At 65.5% G+C, this 21,762-nt stretch carries 25 protein-coding genes; 13 read left to right on the forward strand and 12 right to left on the reverse strand.

Features of this window, described 5'->3' with window-relative positions; translation table 11 throughout:
* The first annotated feature begins 32 nt into the window (after nt 1-32).
* The 4 genes from R3P93_RS20350 (at nt 33) to pyrE (ending at nt 3,498) form a co-directional block, all read left to right on the forward strand.
* Nucleotides 33-1,013: a DUF5666 domain-containing protein gene (locus R3P93_RS20350; RefSeq protein ID WP_317533909.1), complete on the forward strand. Its 981-nt coding sequence runs from the start codon at nt 33-35 to the stop codon at nt 1,011-1,013.
* Nucleotides 1,014-1,126: 113 nt separating this feature from the next.
* Nucleotides 1,127-2,191 carry a type III secretion system chaperone family protein gene (locus R3P93_RS20355; RefSeq protein ID WP_317533910.1) on the forward strand — a complete coding sequence of 355 codons (1,065 nt, stop codon included), beginning with the start codon at nt 1,127-1,129 and terminating at the stop codon, nt 2,189-2,191.
* Between the two features lie 58 nt (nt 2,192-2,249).
* Nucleotides 2,250-2,834, forward strand: a complete 585-nt coding sequence (locus R3P93_RS20360) for a LemA family protein (protein ID WP_317533911.1) — start codon at nt 2,250-2,252, stop codon at nt 2,832-2,834.
* Between the two features lie 115 nt (nt 2,835-2,949).
* Nucleotides 2,950-3,498 carry an orotate phosphoribosyltransferase gene (pyrE, locus tag R3P93_RS20365; protein WP_094687780.1) on the forward strand — a complete coding sequence of 183 codons (549 nt, stop codon included), beginning with the start codon at nt 2,950-2,952 and terminating at the stop codon, nt 3,496-3,498.
* Between the two features lie 21 nt (nt 3,499-3,519).
* Here pyrE and R3P93_RS20370 read toward each other — a convergent pair whose 3' ends face one another.
* The 5 genes from R3P93_RS20370 to R3P93_RS20390 form a co-directional block, all read right to left on the reverse strand.
* Nucleotides 3,520-4,017, reverse strand: a complete 498-nt coding sequence (locus R3P93_RS20370; RefSeq protein ID WP_317533912.1) for a class F sortase — start codon at nt 4,015-4,017, stop codon at nt 3,520-3,522.
* Between the two features lie 97 nt (nt 4,018-4,114).
* Entirely contained in the window at nt 4,115-5,947 is a 1,833-nt protein-coding gene (locus R3P93_RS20375; RefSeq protein WP_317533913.1) for a hypothetical protein, read from the reverse strand.
* A gap of 275 nt (nt 5,948-6,222) precedes the next feature.
* The gene (locus R3P93_RS20380; RefSeq protein WP_317533914.1) at nt 6,223-7,449 is read right to left on the reverse strand and encodes an MFS transporter; all 1,227 of its coding nucleotides are present in this window, start codon (nt 7,447-7,449) and stop codon (nt 6,223-6,225) included.
* Complete coding sequence (locus tag R3P93_RS20385; RefSeq protein WP_068053883.1) at nt 7,446-7,907, reverse strand: MarR family winged helix-turn-helix transcriptional regulator; 462 nt, start codon at nt 7,905-7,907, stop codon at nt 7,446-7,448. Before R3P93_RS20385 ends, R3P93_RS20380 begins: the two co-directional genes overlap by 4 nt.
* A gap of 70 nt (nt 7,908-7,977) precedes the next feature.
* Nucleotides 7,978-8,574, reverse strand: a complete 597-nt coding sequence (locus tag R3P93_RS20390; RefSeq protein ID WP_317533915.1) for an Rv1733c family protein — start codon at nt 8,572-8,574, stop codon at nt 7,978-7,980.
* A 132-nt stretch (nt 8,575-8,706) separates the two neighbouring features.
* Between R3P93_RS20390 and R3P93_RS20395 the strand changes: the two genes are divergently transcribed.
* Nucleotides 8,707-9,342: a lysoplasmalogenase family protein gene (locus tag R3P93_RS20395; RefSeq protein WP_317533916.1), complete on the forward strand. Its 636-nt coding sequence runs from the start codon at nt 8,707-8,709 to the stop codon at nt 9,340-9,342.
* Here the strand turns inward: R3P93_RS20395 and R3P93_RS20400 are convergent.
* On the reverse strand, nt 9,313-9,765 hold the full coding sequence (locus R3P93_RS20400; protein WP_068053889.1) for a hypothetical protein: 453 nt from the start codon (nt 9,763-9,765) through the stop codon (nt 9,313-9,315). The genes R3P93_RS20395 and R3P93_RS20400 overlap by 30 nt on opposite strands.
* 89 nt (nt 9,766-9,854) lie before the next feature.
* Here R3P93_RS20400 and R3P93_RS20405 point away from each other — a divergent pair, with 89 nt between their 5' ends.
* From R3P93_RS20405 to R3P93_RS20420, 4 genes are all read left to right on the forward strand, one after another.
* Nucleotides 9,855-10,643: an SDR family oxidoreductase gene (locus tag R3P93_RS20405; protein ID WP_068053942.1), complete on the forward strand. Its 789-nt coding sequence runs from the start codon at nt 9,855-9,857 to the stop codon at nt 10,641-10,643.
* Between the two features lie 138 nt (nt 10,644-10,781).
* Nucleotides 10,782-11,387: a DUF6636 domain-containing protein gene (locus tag R3P93_RS20410; RefSeq protein WP_176460420.1), complete on the forward strand. Its 606-nt coding sequence runs from the start codon at nt 10,782-10,784 to the stop codon at nt 11,385-11,387.
* A complete protein-coding gene (locus tag R3P93_RS20415) occupies nt 11,384-12,064 on the forward strand; it encodes a TrmH family RNA methyltransferase (protein WP_317533917.1) in 681 nt (226 codons plus the stop codon). Before R3P93_RS20410 ends, R3P93_RS20415 begins: the two co-directional genes overlap by 4 nt.
* 87 nt (nt 12,065-12,151) lie before the next feature.
* Nucleotides 12,152-13,288, forward strand: a complete 1,137-nt coding sequence (locus tag R3P93_RS20420) for a glycoside hydrolase family 76 protein (RefSeq protein ID WP_317533918.1) — start codon at nt 12,152-12,154, stop codon at nt 13,286-13,288.
* 40 nt (nt 13,289-13,328) lie between these two features.
* On the opposite strand, the gene R3P93_RS20425 is transcribed toward R3P93_RS20420, so the two are convergent.
* Both R3P93_RS20425 and R3P93_RS20430 read right to left on the reverse strand, forming a co-directional pair.
* Nucleotides 13,329-14,024, reverse strand: a complete 696-nt coding sequence (locus R3P93_RS20425) for a DedA family protein (RefSeq protein WP_068053945.1) — start codon at nt 14,022-14,024, stop codon at nt 13,329-13,331.
* Nucleotides 14,025-14,052: 28 nt separating this feature from the next.
* Nucleotides 14,053-14,793 (reverse strand): VTT domain-containing protein, encoded by a 741-nt coding sequence (locus R3P93_RS20430; protein ID WP_394855338.1) that lies wholly within the window; start codon nt 14,791-14,793, stop codon nt 14,053-14,055.
* A gap of 176 nt (nt 14,794-14,969) precedes the next feature.
* Here R3P93_RS20430 and fbaA point away from each other — a divergent pair, with 176 nt between their 5' ends.
* Nucleotides 14,970-16,010 (forward strand): class II fructose-bisphosphate aldolase, encoded by a 1,041-nt coding sequence (gene fbaA, locus R3P93_RS20435; RefSeq protein WP_317533919.1) that lies wholly within the window; start codon nt 14,970-14,972, stop codon nt 16,008-16,010.
* 55 nt (nt 16,011-16,065) lie between these two features.
* Here fbaA and R3P93_RS20440 read toward each other — a convergent pair whose 3' ends face one another.
* Nucleotides 16,066-16,854 carry an Rv0361 family membrane protein gene (locus R3P93_RS20440; RefSeq protein WP_317533920.1) on the reverse strand — a complete coding sequence of 263 codons (789 nt, stop codon included), beginning with the start codon at nt 16,852-16,854 and terminating at the stop codon, nt 16,066-16,068.
* 150 nt (nt 16,855-17,004) lie between these two features.
* On the opposite strand from R3P93_RS20440, the gene R3P93_RS20445 reads away from it, so the two are divergent.
* From R3P93_RS20445 to R3P93_RS20455, 3 genes are all read left to right on the forward strand, one after another.
* On the forward strand, nt 17,005-17,421 hold the full coding sequence (locus R3P93_RS20445) for a DUF3151 domain-containing protein (RefSeq protein ID WP_068053907.1): 417 nt from the start codon (nt 17,005-17,007) through the stop codon (nt 17,419-17,421).
* 37 nt (nt 17,422-17,458) lie between these two features.
* Nucleotides 17,459-18,553, forward strand: coding sequence for an FUSC family protein (locus R3P93_RS20450; protein WP_317533921.1), 1,095 nt, complete (start codon nt 17,459-17,461; stop codon nt 18,551-18,553).
* 79 nt (nt 18,554-18,632) lie between these two features.
* Nucleotides 18,633-19,562 (forward strand): cation diffusion facilitator family transporter, encoded by a 930-nt coding sequence (locus tag R3P93_RS20455; protein ID WP_317533922.1) that lies wholly within the window; start codon nt 18,633-18,635, stop codon nt 19,560-19,562.
* On the opposite strand, the gene R3P93_RS20460 is transcribed toward R3P93_RS20455, so the two are convergent.
* The 3 genes from R3P93_RS20460 to R3P93_RS20470 form a co-directional block, all read right to left on the reverse strand.
* The gene (locus tag R3P93_RS20460) at nt 19,552-20,019 is read right to left on the reverse strand and encodes a pyridoxamine 5'-phosphate oxidase family protein (RefSeq protein ID WP_317533923.1); all 468 of its coding nucleotides are present in this window, start codon (nt 20,017-20,019) and stop codon (nt 19,552-19,554) included. The two genes, R3P93_RS20455 and R3P93_RS20460, sit on opposite strands and share 11 nt — an antisense overlap.
* Nucleotides 20,020-20,149: 130 nt before the next feature.
* A complete protein-coding gene (locus R3P93_RS20465; RefSeq protein WP_149406515.1) occupies nt 20,150-20,923 on the reverse strand; it encodes a site-2 protease family protein in 774 nt (257 codons plus the stop codon).
* Entirely contained in the window at nt 20,920-21,585 is a 666-nt protein-coding gene (locus tag R3P93_RS20470) for a hypothetical protein (protein ID WP_068053919.1), read from the reverse strand. Before R3P93_RS20470 ends, R3P93_RS20465 begins: the two co-directional genes overlap by 4 nt.
* Nucleotides 21,586-21,762: the final 177 nt, after the last annotated feature.

Genomic DNA, 21,762 nt, shown 5'->3' on the forward strand with positions numbered 1-21,762 from the left:
ACCGGGAAGTGCCGGATAGGTACGCTCGTGGAATGACGAATCCGGACGACCCACGGTCACCTCGGGAGCGCGATCAGGACGCAGCACCCCAGGCGGAGCCATCCGAGCCGACCAAGGACTACGGTCGGCCGTACCCCGGAGCCCAGCAGTATCCCGACGGCGCTCACCCCACCGAGGCATATCCGACCCAGGCGTACCAGAACCCGGCGTACCAGAACCCGGGCTATCAGGATCCGGCCTATCAGTATCCGACTCAGCAGAATCCTGCCCAGCAGAACCCCGACCCCCAGGCCTATCCGCCGGGGTATCAGCCCACGCAGGCATTTCCGCCGTACGACCCCGAGCAGCAGGCGGCGGCGAATCAGGCCTACGGCCAAACCCAGCAGTACGGCCAGGGGTACGAGACTGCGCAGTACGGGCAGCCGCAGCAGTACGGCAACACTCAGCAATTCGGCCACACCCAGCAGTTCGGGCAGCCGCCGGAGTACGGCGCTCCGCCTCCCGGCGATGATCCGAACGCCGCCGATTCCGGCAGCAAGGGGCCACGACCGTGGGTTCTGGCGCTGATCGGACTCGTCGTACTCGCCATCGTCGTGGTGTTCGGGATTTCCTTCCTGAGCGGGGGATCCGACGAGTCGACCACCGCTTCTGCGCCGTCGACGTCGATCCGACCGCCCACCTCGAGTGCACCCACGACCACGCCGCAGCCCACCGAATCGGGCACCGCCACCACGCCCGAGCTGATCCCGGGAGGAATTCCCGAGATTCTCGGTCAGCTGGGGTCGTCGGTGGGAACGATCAGCGCCAACGACGGTTCGACTCTGACACTCGACGGACTCGACGGCGCTCCGGTGACGGTGCAGACCACACCCCAGACCCAGATAATCTCGTTGTCCGGTAGCGATCTGGCGTCGCTGGCGGTCGGTGCTTTCGTCGTGGTCCAGGGCGAGGCCGTCGAGGACGGAACGATTCGCGCGAACGTCATCATCGAAACGCCCAGTCTCGGTGGCTAGGAGTGGAGCCTGCGGAATGACCCCATAGGCAACCCGAGCAGTCGTAGGGACCGTTCACAGGACCCGGCGGTGGTGGGCGGTGAAGGTGTGGATGTCGATTAAGGTGGTTCGCGATGACGGCAATGTGGTTCGGCCTTGCGGCAATTGCACTGATGGGTGCAGTGGCGCTGCTCTACATCGACAGGTCCAAGCGAGATCGGTCCGGACGTGTCCGGCAGATGTGGGCCAAGGCGCAGGGGTACGAGTATCGACCGCACGATCGAGAACTGGTCACTCGGTTCTCTCGCGCTGCTCTGTCCAAGCCCGAGTTCGACGTGGCTCTGGGAGTGGTGACCGGTGTTCGGCGCGGTGAGGAGTTCGTTCTCTTCGACGTCGAGGAGACAGGCACCATCGTGGCCGTGCAGCGTTCGGTCGGTTCCGATGTCGACATCGACCTCCGGCCCCGCTCGACGCCGCCGCCGCGCGACGAGGACATGGAACTGCTCGGTTCCATCGGGCCGCGCGTGGTGTTCGCCACCGACGTCGATATCGCTCGCCGTGTCTGCGACCAGCGGATGGCCGCGTTCACCGAGTCCATTCCAGCGAATCTGCAGTTGCTGTGGAGCGAGAAGGACTGGACGCTCGGGTCCTTGCCGCTGAACAGTTCGGGTCGCGATTGGGACGCCGCGATCGACGCGGTCGCACGACTGTCGGGCATGTTGCACGTGCTGCCCCCGGTTCGTGGAAGTGCCGTCTACGGCGCTCGCCCCGGCGATCCCGGCCGCGATCGAAGCGATCCGGGTAGGCCGCTGGTCCATGAGCCACATAATCAGCAAGCGGACGTGCCGCACGATCCCCAGCCTCGGGTGGCGGAACCCCGAATCCAGGCGGTGCGAAGCCCGGAGTCACGTGTTGCCGAGCCGAGAACGCCTGCGCCCAAGACACCCGAGCCTCGGATTCGGCCTCCTCGGATAGCCGAGCCCCGTACCCAGGAGCCTCGTACCCCGGAGCCCCGCACCCGAGATCCTCGTACTTCCGAGCCACGTCCGCAGGAACCCGGACGTAGGCCGCGTCCGCCGCGGCCCGATGCGGCCGGTCCGCAGGCTGCGCGTTCGGCGAATCCGTCGCGTCCTGTGCCGCATCCGCCTGCGTCGCGTCCGATTCCTTTCGACTCGGAGCGCCGACGCAACCAGCCCTGACGAAAGTTCGGGCGTGTTTACAGGCACAGATGCGCTTACGCGGCTAAATTCGTACCTCGTGACGGTTTCTTCGGGTGTTGTCGTGGCAGTGGTGGTCCTGGTCGCGGTTGTCGTGGTCGGTTACGTGCTGATCGCGCTGCGTCGACTCGGTCGGTACAGCGAGCAGACGGAGCAGAGTCTGCGACTGGTCGAGGTCGAACTGGATCGGCGTCACGAGCAGTTGGGCCCGTTCCTCGCGGCCGCGGAGGCCACCGGGCTGTCCGGTGATCTGTTGCGTCAGCTCGGCGGTGCACGGTCGTGGTCCAAGGCAGTGCGCGATCGCAGCCTGGGTCTGCAGTCGCAGGCCGCTGCCGAGAATGCGTTGTCCGCCGCGTTCCATGCTGTGCTCGCCGACGCCGATGCGCGTCAGAATGCGTTGGGCAATTGGGCTTTTCAGGGTCCGGCCGGAGAACTGAACGTCACCGAGCGTCGTATCGCAGGCGCGGTACGCGTGTACAACGACAACGCGTACCGGCTGTCGCAGGCGATCGGCACGTTCCCGTCCTCGCTCGTCGCTAGGTCTCGTTCGTTGACCGCACCGGAACCGTTCGTGGAGACCAAGGAACTGCTCGACGAGCAGCAGTCGGCCCACATCGCTGCCTAGTGGCAGAAACGACCCGAGATCGAGCATCGGAGCCGCCGGGAGCGGTCGCGCGAGTCGGTGGGTAAGTTCGTACCGACCTATCGAAGATCCGTGGTGCGACGAGAGGAATCCGAACATGGCCGAGAGTGCCGCGAATTCGGACCGGCAGGAACTGGCCGATTTGGTGAAAGAGCTTGCCGTCGTGCATGGGAAGGTCACGTTGTCGTCGGGCAAAGAAGCCGACTACTACGTGGATCTGCGTCGCGCGACCCTGCATCACCGGGCAGGTGCGTTGATCGGTTCGCTGATGCGTGATCTGGTTGCCGATTGGGATTTCGTCTCGGTCGGCGGCTTGACGATGGGCGCAGATCCGGTGGCGATGTCGATCATGCACGCCCAGGGACGGCCGATCGATGCATTCGTGGTGCGCAAGGCAGCGAAGGCGCACGGCATGCAGCGTCAGATCGAGGGACCGGACATCGTCGGCAAACGTGTTCTGGTGGTTGAGGATACGACGACGACCGGAAATTCTCCGCTCACTGCCGTCAAGGCTCTGCGGGACGCAGGCGCGACGGTCGTCGGAGTGGCCACGGTGGTCGACCGCGCGACCGGGGCGGACGAAGTCATCGCCGCCGAGGGACTCGAGTATCGATCCTTGCTCGGCTTGGCGGACCTCGGCCTGTAATCCCGGTCCCGAAAGGGCTTGTCAGCGAACCAGTTGCGCGACGACGACGAAGTTGTCGTCGGTGGGTTCGCCGCCTTGGACGTCGCAGTTCGCCAGGATCAATCGTCCGGGCACCGAGCGTCGGAGTTCGTTGTCGGCCAACAGTGACCCCTTCGGTAGGGGGCCGACCGATTCGACCGCGTACTCCAGAGTGCCGCTCGCTGTGCGCAACGCGACGGTATCGCCGGGCATCACCACGCGCAGCGCCTTGAACGGCGCGTCGCGCTTCGAATAGTTGTGTCCGGCAACCACTACCGTCTGTTCGGTGGAGGTTCCCGGCATGCCGCTCTCGGCCCACCATGCAGGTAGCTCGTCGACCGGGTTGAGTACCTGGCCACTGTCGCCGCCGCGGTAGAGCGGATCGGGGTGGATGGGGCTGCTCAGATAGGTCGTGCCGTCCGAGGACCGGAGTTCGATGTGTTCCGGCTGAGCGGGAGCGATGTCGCTCGTCGGTGCCGCCACAGTGATCTGTGACTGCACCGGCGAGCGATCCGGCGCGGCGACCCCGACTTCGTCACTCGCACAACCTGATACGAGGAGAACGAAGGTCAGGATCGCCGTCCACAACCAGCGGGTACTACGAGGTGGCATCGGTGGAGCTGCGGCGACGCAGGTAGAACGCTCCGCCTGCAGCCGCGACGACGACCACGCCGACTCCGGCGAGAATCACCGGGGTGTTCGACGAGCTGTCCGATGCGCCCGACGCCTCGTCGGAGGAGTCGCCGAGAGCGAGATCGACCGGCGGCAGATCGCCGGCAACACTGACGACACCGTTCTCGTCGGTGGTGAAGTAGTCCGCGACCGTGAACGATCCGTCCTCGTTCTTGACGCCAACCAGGGAGACTCCGGTCTTGTCGACGACGACGGTGTTCTCGTCGACCTCGGTGACCGGAACGTCCTCGCGGACGGTGTTTCCGAGATTGATCGTCCACTCGAACTTCGGTCCGCTGGCGGCCAATTCGGCGGCTGCGGCCTTCAGATCGGCTTCGGCCTTGGCCTTCTCGTCGGAGTTGGCCTTTGCTGCGGTCACGTCTGCCTGTGCGGCCGTCAGCGCCGTCGCGGCGTCGGTGGCCTTGGTCTTGGCTGCTGCGGCTGCCTCGGTCTTGAGCTGCAGATCCGCGTCGGCGGCCACAACGGCTGCGTTGGCATCGGTCACCGCCTGTGCGGCGTCGGCGGCCGCGGCTTCCAACTCAGCGATATCGGCGTCCGACGGCGCGGCGTCGAGTGCAGCCTGAGCTGCGGTGGCCGCGTCGGCCTTGGCTTCGGCGTCGGCCCTGGCAGCATCGGCTGCTGTCCGGGCGTCGGCTGCGGCCTTCTCGGATTCGGTTTCCTCACCTGCTGCGGCCTCGGCTGCAGCTTCGAGGTTCAGAGCGTTCTGCTCGGCCATCGCGGCCACGGCAGCGGCCGTCTGCGCTTCGACGTGCAGTGCGAGCGACTTCGCTGCGGTCGCGGCTGCGGCCCTGGTGGCCGCAGCGATCTTGGCGAGGTTGAGGCTCTTGAACGACTCCTGCAGTGCCGCGACGGAATCCTCGACGGCCTTGGTCGACGCATCTGCCTCGACCTTGGCGCTTGCTGCCAGTTCGGCCTTGGCGTTCGCATCGGCGCGAGCTGCCTCGGCTTCTGCGGTGGCCTCGGGATCGCCCGATACCGCTGCGGCCTCGAGCTGGACGGCAAGCTCCTCGGCTGCGGTCGCGTCGGCTTCGGCCTGGTCCGCTGCAGCGTTGGCCTCGTCGGCGGTGGTCTTCAGCTCGGCAGCGTCGTTCTTGGCTGCGGTGACCGCAGCACTGGCGGCCGTGCTGGCGACCACGGCGGCCTTGGCCTCTGCGGCGGCCGTCTTGGCCTTGACGTCGGCCTCGGCTGCGGCGACCTCTGCCTTGGTGGCGTCGGTGCTCGCGGTGGCCTCGGCGGCCTTGGCGGTCTCGAGCCGCACCTGGGCGGCAGTGGTGGCTTCCACCGCTGCCTTGCTCTCGGCCTCGGCGTCGGCGATCGCCTGCTTCTCGGCGTCGGACAGCTGCGGGATGATGTCCAGGTTGACCGTCGCGGTGCCGTCGTCGTTGAAGACGACGCCACCGGTCACCTGCGGCAGTGGGCGGATGGCCGACGGGACCTCGGGGGCCGGCACTGCCGCTGCGGCGGCCGCTGCGGCGTCTTCAGGGGTGACGGCCGGAGCAGGCGCTTCGATCTGCCCGTCGACGGTGGCCGATCCCTCGACGGTTGCGCCCTCTTCCGCGGTGGGAGCGCCGGACTCGGTGCCTTCTTCGGTGGCGGGCTGTTCGACGGAGGAGCTTTCGGGTGTCTGATCCTGCGCACTGGCAATTCCCGGTGCGGCGATGGAGAGGGACAGTGCCATGGCGGCCCCGGCAGCGGCGAGGCGCGCCTTCTTGGACCTGGCGATCGACTTCTGCGACATGGAGATTGTGGCCCTTCGGTCAGTGGCAGCATCGTGCTGCACGCACCCGCCCTCCCACGCGGAACGGGTGTAGTTGGTGAGTCACACGAACAACCGTGTTGACGTGACCGTAAACCAACCGGCCGGTCTCGGGAACCGTTCAGAGCTTTACCTGAGAATTGGTTATGAAAGTGTTACTGATGGGACGTATGTGACGAGAGAGATTTGAGACGTGAAACGGCGGTCGAGATGCGTACATCTCGACCGCCGCGAAAACCCAGTCGGGTGAACGTATTTCAGTCGCCGACCGTCACCGCGCGGGCCTCGTCGATGCTGTGAGGTGCGGGTTCGTGATCGTCGACGTGAGCGAGCACCTTCCGGCCGGTTGCCAACGCGACGATGGCCAGAGCAGTGCAGGCGGCACCCACCCAGAACGGGACGTGCATGTTCGACTCGCCCAGTTTGCCGGCCAGATAGGGAGCCGCGGCCCCGCCGGTGAAGCGAACGAAACTGTAGGCCGCCGATGCCGTCGAACGCTCGACCGGTGCCGAGATCATCACGGTCTCGGTGATCAGCGTGTTGTTGACGCCGAGGAACAACCCGGCCACGACGGTTCCCACGACGAGGACGGTCTTGTTCTCGGTGAACATCGCCATGACGGCCAGGTCGACGGCGAACAGCAGCAGCGCGAGCATCATCATGTTCAGCGTTCCGAAGGCCCGCTGCAGCTTCGGCGCGATGAACACCGACGCCACGGCCAGGCACAGGCCCCAGCCGAAGAAGATGAAGCCGATGGAGTAGGTGCCCATGTCCAACGGGAAGGGGGTGTAGGCGAGGAGGGTGAAGAATCCGTAGTTGTAGAGCAGCGCGGTGATGCCGACAGTGAGCAGGCCGCGGTGACGAAGCGCGCGGAACGGATCGAGTATCGACGTGGTGTGGGCGGGCTTCGGGGTGTCCGGAAGCATGACGATGAGCAGGATGAACGCGACGGCCATCAGTGCGGCCACCCCGAAGAACGGTCCGCGCCAGCTGAACCCGCCGAGAACTCCACCGACGAGAGGGCCGGTCGCGATACCGATACCGAGTGCGGCCTCGTAGAGGATGATCGCGCGAGCGACACCTCCCGATGCGGCACCGACGATGGTCGACAGCGCCGTCGCGATGAACAGGGCGTTGCCCAGCCCCCAGCCTGCGCGGAATCCGATGATCTCGCCGACCGATCCGGACGTGCCTGCCAGGGCTGCGAAGACGACGATGATCGCCAGTCCCACCAGCAGCGTGCGCTTGGGGCCGAAGCGACTCGACACCACTCCGGTGATCAGCATCGCGATGCCGGTGACGAGCATGTAGCTGGTGAACAGCAGTGACACCTGCGACGGCGAGGCGTCGAGCTGTTCACCGATGGGCTTGAGGATGGGGTCCACGAGACCGATGCCCATGAAGGCGATGACGCTGGCGAATGCAACTGCCCATACTGCGCGAGGTTGCTTCAGCAGGCTGTCGGTTGAGGTGCTGGTGGTCACGAAAGAGTTCCTCTCGTTTCGTGATCGACGGGCTCGAGGATGCTGCGAAGCTCGCTCAAGCCGTCGGTCAGTTTCTGGATCTGTTCTGGGTCGCGGTCGGACAGGTACGGCAGAAGTCCGTCGACGAGGTGGCGTCGACCTTCGGCGAGCCATCGGTGGCCGGCCTCGGTCATCTCGATGAGAACGGCACGCGAATCGTCGGGGTCGGGTCGCCTGGTGACGAGATCGGCGTTGCTCAACTTGGCGAGCAGCGCCGTTGCCGAGGGTTGGGAACAGCGGTCCAGCTCTGCGAAGGTGCTGATGCGCAGGGGCTGGTACTCCTCGAGCAACGACAGGGCCCGCATCCACGCCCTCGGCCATTCGTCGCTGCCGAACCGTGCGGCCAATCGGACGAAGCGCGACGAGCTGGTGACCAGCTGCGAGAGGAGATCTCGGATGTCTTCGTCGGAGTGACTCACCGATTTATTGTTACATACACTAACTATCTATCGCAAAGCGCTGGAGCCCAGGGAGATGGATGAGCTCGGATCAGTGTTGCCGCAGCAGATCGGCGATCTCGCGGTCCCACTCGGCGTCCCGTCGACCGTCGTAGCGGAAGCGCATCAGTTGATAGGCACCGATGAGAACGGATGCCACGAGTACCCAGCTGCCGATGGTGTTGAAAATGGATGCGGCGACGACATCCGACGAGGTCAGGGGGCGCATACTCAGATCGCCGCTGTTGTCGACCCAGATCTGCGTGGTGGTCCCGGCAGGCGATCCGGTGTCGACGCTGACGCGTCCGGTGTGCTCGACGCCTCGGTAGACCCAGCGTGAGTCGACGGCAGTTGCGGCTGCGCCGGATGCGCCGAGCTCGGTGGATACGGCGGGCACGGATTCCGCAACGGCCGTCGTGGTCGCGGTGACCTGGTGAATCGAATTCTTCTGGTCTTCGAGTCGCTGCTGTTGGTCGGAGTGGGCGGTGGCACCGATCCACAGCGACACCGGAACCATGAGTATCAGCAGTGTGGTCACCCAGCGCTTGATGCGCGCCTGACGAACGTCGCAGTCGCGGAGCAAAGGGTTGGGATTGCCGGCGAAGGCGGATCGTCCCGAACTGTCCTGCCCGGTGAGTTTGCGGCGCATGATGGTCCCCACTACCTCGATATGATCCGACCGACCTCTCCACGATGGCGACGCGACCTGCGAGTATCAAGCGATAGGGGTCAGCGTCACATGTGACTTGCGCTGTGACGAGATTGTCGGTGGAGGTCTGCGATGGTTGTCGGTCGGGTTCGGCGGGCTCGTGCAGCCGCGCTGGTGGCGGGTGCGGTGACCGTGGTCGGTGCGGCGGCGGGGTCGATGCCCGTGCAGCGTATGGCCAAGCCTCTGATCGTCCCGGCGCTGGCGAGCGGGCTCGATCCGGCGCGAGATCGGGTGCTCCTGGCGGGTCTTGCGGCGGCCACGGTCGGCGATGTTCTGTTGATCGACCCCGACGACGATTCCGCTCTGGAATGGGGCGCGCGTGCGTTCGCGGTGATGCAGGGCAGTTATACGTATCTGCTGCTCCGTCGGGGTGCGCGTCCGACGCTGCTCGACGCCGCTCCGCGATACGCCGGATGGGCAGTCGCATCGACGCTTCTGGCCAGGCGGCAGCCCGCGGTGGCGTCGACCCTGGCCGGCTACGGTGCGGTGCTCGCGACCACGTCGACCCTGTCTGCGCGTTCGGTCTCGCGCGGCGGCGATCGCAGGCTGATCATCGGCGGTGTTCTGTTCACCGTCTCCGACGCGCTGATCGTGTTCAGACGGCTCTTTCTGAACGAGGACCGTCGGCGGCGCGCCGCGGAAGCGGTCATCCTCTCGACCTATGTGGCGGCGCAGGTCCTACTCGTCGAGGCCCTGGCTTCGAGGTAGAAGCAGTACCCGCTCGCGGTGGGCAGGGTCGACGCGAACGGCGATGACGGTGCCCGGCTCGAATCGTGAGCTGTCCGAACGTGGGATGTCGTAGACGATCTTGCCGAAGTAGCTGCCCGAGCCCGGCACGGTGAATTCGAGATCCAACTCGGCGGTGTCGTCGTCGATCCGGCGGATGGCATCGACCGTCGCCCACCCCTCCACGCCGTGTTCGATCAGTTCCTTCTGCTCACGTGTGGGGCGTCCGGCGATCAGCATGGCCAGTCCGAGAGCTGCGCCGAATCCGGCGACCAGGGCTGCCAACTGATACGGAAGCGTTCCCGGTGGGGTGCGGTCCCTCAACCAACCGATCCAGATCGCCAGCACAAGGGCGTAGCCGATCGTCACGACGACGACGGATCGCACGATTCTCGCGTTGTTCACTTCGGTGCTCCTACGCCGCCGAAAGCGGCCGTTGGATATTCGACGATAGGGGGTTACCGGTAAGTAGGGTTACATGTACGGTGATCGATGTGACTCGACCAACTGTCTTCATCTCAGGCGCAGCTGCCGGTATCGGCCGCGCGACGGCCCTCAAGTTCGCCGCCAGCGGCTACCTCGTCGGTGCCTACGACATCGACGAGACCGGCTTGGCATCGCTCGGCAAGGAAGCTGCCTCGCTCAGCGGCCGTGTGGTCACCGGCATCTTGGATGTAACCAACTCCGACCAGTGGGAAACCCGGTTGAAGGAGTTCGTCTCCGAGGGCGACGGTCGACTGGACATTCTGATCAACAACGCCGGAATCCTCGCCGCGGGCGCTTTCGAGGACATGCCGCTTTCGGTGCACCGCCGTCAGATCGACATCAACGTCAACGGGGTCGTCTACGGCACCCTCGCGGCTTTCCCGTACCTCAAGGACACGGCAGGCGCGCAGGTCGTCAACCTGTGTTCGGCGTCGGCCATCTACGGTCAGCCCGAGTTGGTGACGTACGGCGCAACCAAGTTCGCGGTACGCGGCATCACCGAGGCGTTGGATCTCGAGTGGAGCAAGTACGACATCTCCGTCAAGGCCATGTGGCCGCTGTTCGTCCAGACTGCGATGACCCAGGGCGTGTCGACGGGCACCACGAGTTCGTTGGGTGTCCGGCTCACCGTCAAAGACGTGTCCGACGCGATCTTCGACGCGACCCGTCCCGTCAAGCGCCGGTTGCACAAGGTGCATTTCCCGGTCGGCTTGCCGTCCAAGGCGCTCTCGCTCGGCTCGCGCTTCTCGCCCGCGTGGCTCACCCGCGAGGTCAACCGGCGCCTGAGCCACACCTAGAACTCGTCGCCGAACGATGCCGGCCCTGACGCCGGTATCGTCGGTCTTTCGAGCAATCGGTGTCGAAAGGTGGGTCGGGGTTTCTTCATGCTGAGTACGTGGGGTTCGAGCAGGTTGCGTTCGAGCAGGGCAAGGCGAATGGGTCGGTTACGAGCCTTGTCGGTGGGAATCGGGGCCGCGGCGCTCGTTCTCGCCGGTTGCAGCAGTGAGTCCGCTGCCCAGCCTCCGCCGCAGCCGTCGACCACCACTCTCGCGCCGACGACGACAACGGCAACCACCACTCCTGCACCGGTGACGACGACGGAAGAAGCGCTCCCGCCGCCCCCGCCTCCGGTCGAGCCGCCGCCCACCGCAGAACCGCAGACGACGTACGCCGCCATCGGCGGCGCGTTCTACTTCAGTTCCCCCGACGGTCTGTTCCAGTGCGGAATCGTGCCGCTGTCGAACCGCACCGAGGCCGGGTGTCAGGGCACCACCACTCCGGTGCCGCCGCGTCCGGAGGACTGCATGATCAACTGGGGCAACGGTATTCGAGTCACCAATCAAGGGCCGGCTGCCTTCATGTGCTCCGGCGGCGTGGTCTACACCTCGGGTGGGGAAACGATCGATCCACCGCTCGCGGTCGGGGCGACCATCGCCGAGAACGGATTCACCTGCACGTCCGCCGAGAACGGCATCTCGTGCGTCGACGATGCGACCGGACACGGATTCCGCATCGCACCGGACAGCAACGAAATCTATTGAGCAGCGACAGCACTCCTCCGTCGGACGACGCCGGCCCCACCGAGTGGGGCGAGAACCCCAACGGCGTCGGACCGTGGTCCGACACCCACGCCGAACCACCACCCGACGACCCACGGTTGGACCCGGAACTGCTCGCAGACGGTGACCGCCGCAACGTCGTCGACGCCTACCGCTACTGGCGGCGCGAGGCCATCGTCGCCGATATCGACACCCGACGGCATTCGCTGCACGTCGCCATCGAGAACTTCACCAACGACGCCAACATCGGGACGGTGGTGCGCACCGCGAACGCCTTCGCCGCCCAGGCGGTGCACATCGTCGGGCGACGTCGGTGGAACCGCCGCGGTGCCATGGTCACCGACCGCTACCAGCACATCCACCACCACGACACGGTGGAAGCGCTGATGGAATTCGCCGCGGAGCAGGGCCTCGTCGTCGTGGCCGTCGACAACACCCCGGGGTCGGTACCGATCGAGACGGCGGAGTTGCCGCGCGACTGCCTGCTGCTCTTCGGACAAGAGGGACCGGGCGTCACCGACAGTGCCCGCGAATTGGCGTCGATGACGGTATCGATCGCCCAGTTCGGTTCCACCCGCAGTATCAACGCCGGGGTTGCCGCGGGAATTGCCATGCACTCGTGGATTCGGCGGCATGCCGACATCGATACTGCGTGGTGACACCACAGCGGGTTCCGGAACGGTTTCGGGGGCGGTTTCCGGGGCGGGATGTAACGAATCTGCAACGGTAGTGGCAGGATTGCGGGTATGCAGGAGTTGTGGTCGCAGCGTGCGGACGCCGCGGAGGGGGCCGTCGTCGCGCGGCACATGCGTCGGCTCTGGGGGCTACCGGGCACGACGTTGGGAGTCGTCGCCTGGCCACCGGTCCGGAAGGAACGGATGTTCCTGCGCTGGCACTACTGGTGGCAGGCCCACCTGCTCGACTGCGCGGTCGACGCCGCAGATCGCGATCTCACCCCCAAGCGCCGTCGGCGACTGAACAAGATCACCCGAGCGCACCGAACCCGCAACGTCAGCGGGTGGACCAACAACTACTACGACGACATGGCGTGGCTCGGGTTGGCGCTCGAACGGGCGCAGCGGAAGCACTTCGTCGGCAATCGCGGTGGCATCCAGCAGATCGAGATGGAATTGTTCGACGCCTGGGCTCCGGCCGAGGGCGGCGGCATTCCGTGGCGCAAGAAGTCCGACTTCTACAACGCACCCGCCAACGGTCCGGCCGCGATCTTGTTGGCGCGCACCGGTCGGCTGTGGCGTGCCCAGGAGATGGCCGACTGGATGGACCGCACCCTCAGGGACGAGCGCACGGGGCTGATTCTCGACGGAATGCATTCCACTCGCGCACTCGTCGACGCCGGCAAACCCGGTGAGATGGAACGCGCCGTGTACAGCTACTGCCAGGGCGTCACGTTGGGCCTCGAGACCGAACTCGCAGTTCGGCTCGGCGAACCCAGGCACGCGCACCGAGTCCATGCTCTGGTCGACGCAGTCGACAACCACCTGACCCGCAACCTCGTCATCACCGGCGGCGGTGGGGGAGACGGCGGCCTGTTCAACCCGATCCTCGCGCGGTACCTGGCGATGGTCGCGGTGAAGCTGCCCGGGGACTCCGACGCCGACGACCGAGCTCGCGAACTCGCAGCTGCGATCGTGCTGAACTCGGCCGAAGCAGCGTGGGAAAACCGCCTCGAAGTGGAAGACAACCCCCTGTTCGGGGCCGACTGGACCCGCGAAGCCCGATTCCCGGGGCAAGGTCTGCACATCGCCAGCTTCACCGAAGGAACGGTCCGACCGTCCGACGTACCCGAGCGAGACCTGTCGGTCCAACTGGGCGGCTGGATGCTCATGGAAGCCGCATACCGCGTCGCAGCTGCAGGTTTCTGAGTCGTTCCGCAGGCTCCACTCCCGCAGGTTTCTAGAGCCGCTACTCCACGACCTCTTCGACCTCGATGGTCTCTTCGGGGCGTGCCATTTCCTTGCGGTACTGCCAGATGCCGAGTCCGGTTCCGACGACCAGCAGCACGACCATGCCGATGAGGACGGCGGGCATCAGCCACGGGATGCCGTCGATGAACGAGCCGAAGTAGAACCCGATCAGCAACAGCACCGGAGCCCAGATGATGGCACCGAGCGTGCTGGCGATCGTGTACTTGCGGTGATCCATCTTCGCGGCACCGGCGACGAGCGGGCACAGGGTGCGCACCCAGGGGATCCATCGCGCGACCAGCACCGCCCAGAATCCGTGCTTCTCGAGCAGGAGATTGACCTTGTGCAGGTTCTTGGTGTTGAGGTATTTGCCGTTCTTGCGGGCCACCAGCGTCGAGCCCGTGCGGTGACCGATCGAGTACCCCACCTGATTGCCGGCGATGGCGGCGACCATCGCACCGAGCGACAGCGCCCAGATGTGACCGGTGCCCGACGCGTGGGTCGCCATCACGATTCCTGCCGTGATCAGCATCGAATCTCCCGGCAGGAACAATCCGATGATCACCGCGCATTCGATGAAGACGAAAGTCATGACGATGATCCACACGACGAGGGGGCCTGCTGTCTCCAGCGGACCGAAACTGCCGACGGCCTGAACGGAGACGGTCGGCAGCGCAGTGGTAATCGACGACATGGACTCGATCACTTTCGGAAGATCTCGATCAGGACTTGGTGTCCGGGGCGTCTGCCTCGATCATGTCGGTGGCCTCCCCGAGCGGAGTCTTGCGGGCCTTGATCATGCGCTTGCCGACCTCGATGACGATGGGCAGTACGGAGACGGCGACGATGAGCAGGAAGATGATGTCGACGTGGTCGCGGATGAACGCGATCTGCCCGAGCAGGTAACCGAGGGTGGTCACACCCGCGCCCCAGAGCACGCCGCCGACGACGTTGTAGGTGAGAAACAGTGAGTACTTCATGTGCGACGCACCGGCGACGACCGGTGCGAACGTCCGCACGATCGGCACGAAGCGCGCCAGGATGATGGTGATCGGACCGTGCTTCTCGAAGAATATGTGCGATTCGTCGATGTACTTCTTCTTGAAGAAGCGCGAATCGTTGCTCTTGAAGAGGGCTGCGCCGCCCTTCGTGCCGATCAGATAGCCGACCTGATCACCGAGGATTGCCGCAATCGGAATCAGGATCACCAGAGTCCAGATGGACGCGAACGGCTCGATCTCGGTGGACTTCGACGCTGCGATCAAACCGGCCGTGAAGAGGAGCGAATCGCCTGGGAGCAGCGGAAATAGCAGCCCGGACTCGATGAACACGACCAGCAGCAGCCCGATCAGCACCCAGTGACCGAAGGAGTTGAGCAGGTTCACGGGGTCGAGAAATCCAGGTAACAACGCCAGATTGGTCGTCACCGATTCCGAGGCAGCTAGAAGACTCACCGCGCCCACACTACCGGCCTGAACCGGGAAGTCCCTCCGTAGTTGGTGTCGCCCGGCTGTGAACACGCTGCCCTGTTCGATCTCCCGCGTAATGACGTCAGCGATGCGGGTACGCACGACACCGGGCTCGGAGGTTGCCATACTGCACAGGACACAACCGAACTTTTCAATGGAGGAATGACGCCGTGCCTATCGCAACTCCCGAGGTCTACGCCGAGATGCTGGGCCGGGCGAAGGAACACAAGTTCGCCTTTCCGGCAATCAACTGTGTGGGTTCCGAGTCCATCAACGCCGCCATCAAGGGCTTCGCCGACGCGGGTAGCGACGGCATCATCCAGTTCTCGACCGGTGGAGCCGAGTTCGGGTCGGGACTGGGCATCAAGGACATGGTCGTCGGCGCTGTGGCGCTCGCCGAGTTCGCGCACGTGATCGCCGCCAAGTACGACGTCACCATCGCTCTGCACACCGACCACTGCCCCAAGGACAAGCTGGACACCTACGTTCGGCCGCTCATCGCGATCTCGCAGGAGCGCGTCGATGCAGGCAAGAACCCGCTGTTCCAGTCGCACATGTGGGACGGCTCGGCCATCCCGATCGACGAGAACCTCGAGATCGCCAAGGACCTGCTCGCCCGCGCGGCGGCAGCGAACATCATTCTCGAGGTCGAGATCGGTGTCGTCGGCGGCGAGGAAGACGGCGTCGAGGCGGAGATCAACGACAAGCTCTACACCTCCAACGAGGACTTCCTCAAGACCGTCGAGGCCCTCGGCGCAGGCGACGCAGGCTCGCGCTACCTGCTGGCGGCGACGTTCGGCAACGTGCACGGCGTCTACAAGCCGGGCAACGTCAAGCTCAAGCCGTCGGTGCTGGCGGACGGCCAGAAGGTCGCGTCGGAGAAGCTGGGCCTGGCATCGGGTTCCAAGCCGTTCGACTTCGTCTTCCACGGCGGATCGGGCTCGGCGAAGAGCGAGATCGAAGAGGCTCTCGAGTACGGCGTGGTGAAGATGAACGTCGACACCGACACCCAGTACGCGTTCAGCCGTCCCATCGCCGGACACTTCTTCTCCAACTACGACGGCGTTCTGAAGATCGACGGCGAGGTCGGCAACAAGAAGGCCTACGACCCGCGCAGCTACCTCAAGAAGGCAGAGGCCGGCATGACCGCCCGCGTCGTCGAGGCCTGCAACGACCTCAAGTCCGCCGGTCGCAGCGTGAGTGCCGGCTAGCCGGCAGTGGCGTGGATAAGTGCCCTCTGGGGCGCCTGTCCGCGCCACTGCAGCGTCAGCTGCACACCTTCCATTGATCGCCCTCGAGGCGCAGGTCGAAGGTGCGCGGCGATCGATCGTTCGGGTTGGCCTCGGTGTGCGCGATGACCTGGGCGATCGCGGTGGTGTCGTCGCCGACCTGGATGGCGTCGATGCTGTCGAGGGTCGGGATGTTGCCCTGCTCGGCCGAGACGCGGTGGACATCGGTGAATTCCGCGTCCGGGATGTCTCGGTAGAAGGTCGCGAGGTCACCGCACGAGGTACTGCGCAGCGTGGCGAGGTCGCCGTCGGCCAATGCGCGGGTGAACGACTCGACGGTCGTTCTGATCCGGGCCTCCGGGGAGTCGTCGACGCTCGTACGGTCGATCAGCAGATACGCACCGGCGGCGACTGCCGCGACCACGACAACCGCAGCCACCAGCGCCGCCCACCATTTCTTCCGACTCGGTTTGCCGGGTTCCGTCGGCGGGGGACCGACGCGCTGGGGACCGACCTGCTTCGGTCTCGGTTGTTGCGGCTCGATCTTCCTCGGCCCGACCGGCTGCGGCACGGCGGCTGGTGATTTCTTCTCTGCCGCAACATCTTTCGCCGGAGCGCCGGACGGGTTTCGCGGCGGGATGCGACGCGGGGCCGCAGTCGGCTTCGCGACCGGCTTCGCCTCCGCTGCCGGTTCCTCGGCTGGGGCAGTGACGATCTTCTCGGTCGGAGGGTCGGCGGGCTCGTCGACCTGCTTCTTCTTGCCCAGATCGATCTTCTCGGTGGCCGCGTCGGCCTCGGAGGGCGCCTTCTTCTTCTCGTCCGGCATGCGTTCTCCCTCGTTCACCGAATTCATCCGAGAACTCGGAGGTTCTCGATTTCGTCAGCTGGCAGCCTATCGACCGGGTGTGCCGCTCGCCGCGAGCGCCACCGGGGGTGTTCGGACACGATTCGGTGACGTAAGGGCACAATGAGCGCCATGACTTCTTTCGGTGATCTGCTCGGACCCCAACCCACACTGTTGCCCGGAGACGACGAGGCCGAATCCGCGCTGCTGAACCACGAAGCGCCCGAGGCTGTCGCGGCGGCGCACCCGACGGCGTCCATCGCGTGGGCGTACCTGGCCGAGGCCGCCCTCGAGTCCGGTGCCACCATCACGGCGTACGCCTATGCTCGTACCGGTTACCACCGAGGTCTGGACCAGTTGCGTCGTAACGGATGGAAGGGATTCGGGCCGGTCCCGTACAGCCATGAGCCCAACCGAGGATTCCTCCGATGCGTCGCAGTCCTCGCCAAAGCGGCCCGCGACATCAACGAGCACGACGAGTACGCCCGCTGCCTCGACCTCCTCGAAGACTGTGACCCCAAGGCAGCAGAAGCGCTCGGCCTGGGCTGACCGGGCCCGCGCCAGCCGGGTGCGCGGCCGAACCCGAGTGAAATCGGGCAGCGCTCGGCTGAAGTTGTCGCTGCTGCCCATCATTCAGTGCGCGTTGGCGGCAGGTGTGGCGTGGTTCGTCGCGACGGACATCGTCGGTCACGAGAGCCCGTTCTTCGCGCCGATCGCCGCTGTCGTCTCGCTGGGCGTCTCGCTCGGTGCTCGAGTGCGCCGATCGGCCGAGCTCGTCGTCGGAGTGACGGTGGGCATCGGCATCGGAGATCTGCTCATCTCACTGATCGGAAGCGGTCCGTGGCAGATCGCTCTGGTCGTGGTGTTGGCGATGTCGGCTGCGGTGTTCCTCGACGGCGGCCCGATCATCGCGATGCAGGCCGGATCGTCCGCCGTGCTGGTCGCGACACTCATTCCACCCGGCAACATGGGTGGCCCCAACCGCATGGTCGACGCGTTGGTCGGTGGCCTGGTGGGCATCGCGATCGTGGCGTTGATCCCGACGCATCCGGTGTGGCGAGCCCGTAAGGATGCGGCGAGCGTGTTGGCGACGGCTGCGACTGTGTTGCAGAAGGTGGCCGACGGTTTGGTGGCCAACGATCCCAAACCGATCGAGGAGGCGTTGCGCAAGGCGCGTGCGACGCAGTCCGGTATCGATGCTCTGCGGACCGACCTCAAGGGCGGCCGGGAGATCGCGCGAATCTCTCCGATGTATTGGAACCACCGCAATCGTCTTGCGGCGCTCGCGGCCACGGCCGATCCCATCGACAACGCCGTCCGCAATATCCGGGTGCTCGCGCGCCGGTCGCTGACGTTGGTGCGCGACGACGAGATTCTCGATCCGCGTGTCGTCGACGAGGTGGAGAAGTTGGCGCATGCGGTGGAGGTGTTGCGGCAGATGATCCTCGCCGATCCGGGACAGAAGCCCGACGCGGCAGAAGCAGCGCGAGTGTTGAGGTCGGTTGCGGCCGGTGCCAAGCCGGAGTTGATCTCGAACGCCGGTCTGTCGGCGACGGTGGTGCTGGCGCAGTTGCGATCGATCATCGTCGACTTGCTTCAGGTCGCCGGGCTCAAGCGTATTTCTGCATTGGCGACACTTCCACCGACGGTGGACCATCCGCACGTCCCGCCGGAGTTGTGACCCGAGCACACCATTGCATATATGCGTATGTACGCATATGGTGACTTCCGGAAGTCGACATCGGTCACCAGGGGGAGTCATGGGCGCGGGTCACGGGCACAGCCACGGCGCGGGCGGTCACTCGCCCGCAGGTGCGGGGCCGCCCAGGTCTCGGGTGCGCAAGATGGTCGTCGCGCTGGCGATCCTGGTGGTGTTCCTCGTCGTCGAGGCATCCGTGGCCCTGGCTATCGGGTCGCTCGGCCTGCTCGCCGACGCCGGCCACATGCTCACCGATGTGCTCGGCATGTCGATGGGTCTGATCGCGTTGATGCTCGCTCGCAAGGGAAGTGCAGCAGCGGCAAGAACATTCGGCTGGCATCGGGCAGAAGTGTTGACCGCCATCGCAAATGCCGTTCTGTTGCTCGGTGTTGCGGCGTTCATCATGTACGAGGCGATTTCACGCATCGGCGATGCTCCTGAAATTCCCGGCGTACCACTGATTCTCACCGCGACGGCCGGTCTCGCGGCCAACATCGTCGTGATGCTGCTCATTCGCGGCGACGCCAAGGATTCCCTGGCCGTCCGCGGTGCGTACATGGAGGTTCTGGCCGATGCGGTCGGTAGCGTCGGCGTGCTCGTGGCCGGTGTGCTGATGGTCGTGTTCGGGTGGACGTGGGCGGACATCGTCGTCGGCGTCCTGATCTCGCTGTGGGTCATTCCGCGTGCGATCAAGCTCGCCGGGTCGGCGCTGCGCATCCTCACCCAGGCGAGCCCGGCAAATGTCGACGTCGACGCGCTGACCGGCGACCTGCGCGCGCTACCGGGCGTGACGGGAGTGCACGACCTGCACGTGTGGACACTCACCACCGGAATGGATGTGGCCACAGTGCACCTCGAATGCGAGGGGTCGTCGTCGATGGTGCTCGATCGTGCCAAGTCGTTGCTGTCCGGCTACGGCCTCGACCACGCCACGGTGCAGGTCGAACCCGCCGCGCACGGCCGAACCTGCAAGGAAGAGCTCACCTGGTGACGGTGTGTACGTCGGAGCCGGGATGCCACACGTCGATCTGCATGTGATCGTCCACCAGTGAGGTCAGTACGACCTCGGTGATGTCGAGATCGAACACGTGGTACGGCACCAGCTCGCCCGGTGCGGCGTCGAATATCGGTTGCAGCACAGCAGGATCGGTGATTTCGACGGCACGCCCGCCGATCTTCGCGTCTCCGCCTTCCATCGAATGGTGACCCGGATTGCTGTGCAGCGCGAACCGTCCGTCGCGCTGCAGATCTCGTGCTTTGACGGCTCCGAGCATCGAGCCGAGGCGTAGTACGCCGCTGTCGTCGAACTCGACCTCGGTTCCGCTGACGCGCGGTGAGCCGTCCACCCGGAGCGTCGCGAGTACATGGTGCTTGTGGGCGGTGAATCTGGCGCGCACCGCCGATGCCAGGCTCGGTGCTGCCGTCGAGAAGTCGTTCCACGTCGTCATGGGGAAATTATGCGACCGACCACCGACACAATCGGGAGAGTTTGCACAGAACCTGCCTGCATCGACGGAATCCCGTCGATCGCGCTCGAAACCGTGCAATTCTTCCCGCTGCTCCTGGATGAACCAGCCGTCACAGCCAGAATCGCATCAGGTAGTTGCCGTTGCCTGCGAAGAACTCGGGAACACCGGACAGCCCGAACAGGGTGTAGATCGCACCGAAGAATACGGAGTTGACTGCGGGCACGAACAGCAACGCGACGAGCACGAGGATTCCGTAGCCCTTGAACTGGTTGAGCGATGCACGGGTGGCGGGCGAGAGCGAGGGCTCGAGTGCGGCGTAGCCGTCGAGTCCGGGTACCGGAATCAGGTTCAGGATCGTGGCCATGATCTGCAGGAACGCCAGGAAGCTGAGCCCGTACCAGAAGGCCTGATGAGTGCCGTCGGTGCCGAACATGCGAATGACGATCAGGAGTGCCACGGCGACAACGGCATTGGCGAAGGGGCCGGCGAGGGCGATGCGCCGCTGCGTGGACGCCGAGAACTGCCCGGTCCGCAGGTACACGGCCCCGCCCGGAAGTCCGATTCCGCCGATCGCGATGAACACCACCGGTAAGACGATCGAGAGCAGCGGGTGGGTGTACTTCAGCGGGTTGAGCGTCAGATAGCCGCGGAGTTCGACCTCTCGGTCGCCGGCGCGGAATGCGGTGAATGCGTGACCGAATTCGTGCAGGCACACCGAGGCGATCCAGCCGGCCAGTACAAGGACGAACACTCCGAGGCGCGCGGTGAACGACGTGACGTCCTCGGCCGTCCACGCGAGTGCGCCGCCCACTCCCGCGACGGCGAGGACGGCAACGAACACCGGGCTCGGCAGAACGGGACTGCGGCGCAGCGGAACGGTCATCGGACCAGTAGCCACTCTTCGTGGTGACGATAGAACGTCGACCGCTTCACCGTTCGGTCGCCGGCGATGCCGTCGCGCATCAGGTCTGCGGCGGGGGAGCCGAGCTGCATCGCCCGTCCGCTCACCCAGCGGCGAGGCAGAAATCGTCGACGGCTGATCACCCGCGCGCGCAGTCCCGGCAGTTCCGGGGTCGGTGCCACCTCGACGCCTGGTACGACTCCGGAGAACAACCGAGTGTCGTCGACGTACGCCTCGCCCTCGAGTTCCGCGCCGCCGGCACCGCCGAGGAGCGCCCGACCGACAACGGCCTTGCCTGCGTCGTCGCGAATGAGGGGGGTGCTCGACGCCTTGCCCGTCAGTGCCACCTTTGCGGCACGGGATCCGGTTCCGAGCTTGTAGATGTGGGCGGCGTCGGTTGCGGTCTCCGGTACGAACGCGACTTCGACGTGCAGACGATCGGTGCGCATCAATCGGGTCAGTACGGCCGCCAGGGACGCGTCGCTGCCCAGGACGATGATGCGGGGGGCCGGTGCGGATTCGATGTCGGAGAAGATCGCGCTGCAGTCGTCGTCTGTCGGTACTGCATCGGCGGTGCGCAGTGGGACGTCGGTCAGCGTGATCGGCAACGGCGGATTTCCGCAGTGCAGAACGAACGGTGTCACGGCGCTCCTAGATCTTCGTCGAACCCTCGAACGACCATAGTGCCCTCGTTTCGGCTCCACCGTAGCGGCATGCGGGCCAGCTCACCGCCTCGGCTAGACTGTTCCCCCGGCCACTGTCGCGCCTGCGGCAAATGGTGACGGCTGCGTTCGATCGAGCAGTATTTGCAGCGCGTCCTC

This window comes from Rhodococcus cerastii (assembly GCF_033042195.1).
In the GTDB taxonomy this organism is placed as follows: Bacteria; Actinomycetota; Actinomycetes; order Mycobacteriales; family Mycobacteriaceae; genus Rhodococcoides.

Coding starts and splice junctions, on each gene's coding strand:
- R3P93_RS20355 (WP_317533910.1), top strand. CDS start 1,127: ATGACGGCAATGTGGTTCGGCCTTGCGGCAATTGCACTGATGGGTGCA.
- R3P93_RS20420 (WP_317533918.1), top strand. CDS start 12,152: ATGCAGGAGTTGTGGTCGCAGCGTGCGGACGCCGCGGAGGGGGCCGTC.
- R3P93_RS20455 (WP_317533922.1), top strand. CDS start 18,633: ATGGGCGCGGGTCACGGGCACAGCCACGGCGCGGGCGGTCACTCGCCC.
- R3P93_RS20350 (WP_317533909.1), top strand. CDS start 33: ATGACGAATCCGGACGACCCACGGTCACCTCGGGAGCGCGATCAGGAC.
- R3P93_RS20390 (WP_317533915.1), bottom strand. CDS start 8,574: ATGCGCCGCAAACTCACCGGGCAGGACAGTTCGGGACGATCCGCCTTC.
- R3P93_RS20425 (WP_068053945.1), bottom strand. CDS start 14,024: ATGTCGTCGATTACCACTGCGCTGCCGACCGTCTCCGTTCAGGCCGTC.
- pyrE (WP_094687780.1), top strand. CDS start 2,950: ATGGCCGAGAGTGCCGCGAATTCGGACCGGCAGGAACTGGCCGATTTG.
- R3P93_RS20445 (WP_068053907.1), top strand. CDS start 17,005: ATGACTTCTTTCGGTGATCTGCTCGGACCCCAACCCACACTGTTGCCC.
- R3P93_RS20395 (WP_317533916.1), top strand. CDS start 8,707: ATGGTTGTCGGTCGGGTTCGGCGGGCTCGTGCAGCCGCGCTGGTGGCG.
- R3P93_RS20440 (WP_317533920.1), bottom strand. CDS start 16,854: ATGCCGGACGAGAAGAAGAAGGCGCCCTCCGAGGCCGACGCGGCCACC.
- R3P93_RS20465 (WP_149406515.1), bottom strand. CDS start 20,923: ATGACCGTTCCGCTGCGCCGCAGTCCCGTTCTGCCGAGCCCGGTGTTC.
- R3P93_RS20460 (WP_317533923.1), bottom strand. CDS start 20,019: ATGACGACGTGGAACGACTTCTCGACGGCAGCACCGAGCCTGGCATCG.
- R3P93_RS20410 (WP_176460420.1), top strand. CDS start 10,782: ATGGGTCGGTTACGAGCCTTGTCGGTGGGAATCGGGGCCGCGGCGCTC.
- R3P93_RS20375 (WP_317533913.1), bottom strand. CDS start 5,947: ATGTCGCAGAAGTCGATCGCCAGGTCCAAGAAGGCGCGCCTCGCCGCT.